Genomic DNA, 2,450 nt, shown 5'->3' on the forward strand with positions numbered 1-2,450 from the left:
CGGCCGGCAGCAAGCCGTGTGGGGTGCCTGTGGCGGGGGCTGGCTGGGGCGGGGCGAGCCGATCCTGCTTCGGGCTTGGGGTGCGCTGTTTGCGACGCCGCCAGATGCCAGAGGCTCGGAATAGGGCGCGTGGCCACAAACCGGTAAGCCGCGCCACACGCCCCGCCGGCAAGCCCCCGGGTTGCGTGATGCTGTCACCGCGCGCTTGCCTTCAGCCCTTGGCCGCCGGGCATCAGCACCTTTGCGATGCCTCCTGGGAGGCAGCGGTTCGGACAAGAGCCTGAGCTCCCTTCAATACGCCCGGCGATTGCTCGGCACGGAGATCGTGTCGCTGCTAGTTGGGTTTGTCCCGGCCGTTCAGCCGCCGTTGGGCCAAATGCAGCGCGGCAGAGTCCAGATCGCCATCGCCCTGTCCCACAAGGGTGTTCAGCAGTTGCGCCACGAGCGCCGCGCCGGGCAGACCGAGCCCCAGCTCATGGGCCGTCTCATGCACGATGCGCATGTCCTTTTGGTGCAGTCCGGCCTTGAATCCGGGCTCGTAATTGCCGTCCAGCATGCGTTGCCCGTGTACCTCCAGGATGCGGCTGCCGGCAAAGCCGCCGAGCAGCGCCTCCCGGACGCGGCCGCCGTCGACGCCGGCGGCCTCGGCCAGTAGCAGTGCCTCGCCGACGCCGGCAATGGTGTGGGCCACGACGATCTGATTGCATGCCTTGCAGACTTGGCCCGCCCCGTGGTCTCCGACGTGGGTGATGTTCCGCCCCATGACCTCGAACAGCGGCTTCACCCGTGCAAATGCCTCCGCCGGTCCGCCCACCATGATGGACAGGGTGCCGTCGCGGGCGCCGATGTCGCCGCCGGAGACGGGAGCGTCCAGCATGGTGGCGCCGACTTCGGCGAGCGCTGCGGCAATCTGCCGAGTGGTGGACGGCGAGATGCTGCTCATATCCACGACAATGCCGCCCGGGCGAACGCCGGCGATGACCGCTCGCGCCCCCGCTGAGTCGGCGCTCCCGGTGTCGGCGCCCAGTATCACCTCGGCCACGTCCGGCGTGTCTGCGAGCATGGTGAAGACGATGTCCGCCTCGCGGGCGACGGCGGCCGGGCTGTCGCAGGCGATGGCGCCGGCCTCGGTGAGGGGCGCGATGGCCTCCGGCCGCCGGGCATAGGCGGCGAGCTGATGACCTGCTGCCAACAGGTTCAGGGCCATGGGGCGGCCCATGATGCCGAGGCCGATGAAGCCGATGCGCGCTGTCATGCGTGTCTGTCTCTCTCATGCGCCGTGGGGGCGCTCGCGCGCCTCTTGCGGCTCGTTATTCGCAAATGAACAGTTTACGCCGGGGCGGCCTGAGGTGTGGCGCCGGCTGACACCGGGCCGTGAATGGTGGCGTTTCGGCAGCGACCGTCGGGCGGGTCAAAGCCCGTTCGGTGTTGCGGCCTCGTCAGGCAGCCGGCGCTCGGGCAAGCGCTTGATCTCTCGGTTTCCATCTGCCGCGGTCTGATCCACATCAACCTTTCATCGGGCAAGGACTTTCACAATATCTAGGCATCCCTATAATTCCATCTACAATATCTAGTGTGGCTGACGATGCTGGAGGTTGGAGGATGGCTGTGGACAACAAGGCGCTCGCGGTACTGCCGACGCGCGTACAAAAGCGCGACGGGACGCAGGTCCCCTTCGACGCGGGCAAGATCGAGTCCGCCATCCTGCGCGCCGGCCGGGCCACGGCCGAGTTCGACGAGCTGGAGGCCAAGCTGCTGGCGGCGCAGGTGGTCAAGGTGCTCGCACATCGCTATGGCCGAGTAGGGCAGGCGGGCGCCACTCAGCCGCGCATGCCGGACATCGAGGGCATCCAGGACGTCGTCGAGCAGACGCTGATCAGCGCCAATCACTTCGAGACCGCCCGCTCCTACATCGTCTATCGCGAGCAGCGCGCCAAGCTGCGCGCGGACCGCCGCACCCTGGTGGACGTCGAAGGCTCCATCAATGAATACCTGGATCGTTCCGACTGGCGCGTATCCGCCAACGCGAACCAGGGCTACAGCCTCGGCGGGCTGATCCTGAACACGGCCGGCAAGATGGTCGCCAACTATTGGCTCTCCCACGTCTATCCGCCGCAGGTGGGCGAGGCCCACCGCAACGGTGACCTGCACATCCACGACCTCGACATGCTCGCCGGCTACTGCGCGGGCTGGTCGCTGCGGACGCTGCTGACGGAGGGCCTGAACGGCGTACCGGGCAAGGTGGAGGCTGGCCCGCCCAAGCACATGTCGAGCGCCGTCGGGCAGATCGTCAACTTTCTCGGCACGCTGCAGAACGAGTGGGCCGGCGCCCAGGCCTTCTCCAGCTTCGACACCTACATGGCGCCCTTCGTGCGTATCGACGGGCTCGACTATCCGCGGGTCAAGCAGTACATCCAGGAGCTGATCTACAACCTCAACGTGCCGAGCCG

2 protein-coding genes are annotated in these 2,450 nt (G+C 67.4%); one reads left to right on the plus strand and one right to left on the minus strand.

Annotated elements, in window-relative coordinates:
• Window positions 1-334: 334 nt before the first annotated feature.
• Window positions 335-1,255: an NAD(P)-binding domain-containing protein gene (locus I6U14_RS16800; protein WP_296900807.1), complete on the minus strand. Its 921-nt coding sequence runs from the start codon at window positions 1,253-1,255 to the stop codon at window positions 335-337.
• Window positions 1,256-1,602: 347 nt separating this feature from the next.
• On the opposite strand from I6U14_RS16800, the gene nrdD reads away from it, so the two are divergent.
• Window positions 1,603-2,450: anaerobic ribonucleoside-triphosphate reductase (nrdD, locus tag I6U14_RS16805; RefSeq protein ID WP_296900809.1), on the plus strand; the 848-nt coding region annotated here is incomplete at its 3' end.

The organism is Thiohalocapsa sp. (assembly GCF_019695415.1).
Lineage (GTDB): Bacteria > Pseudomonadota > Gammaproteobacteria > Chromatiales > Chromatiaceae > Thiohalocapsa.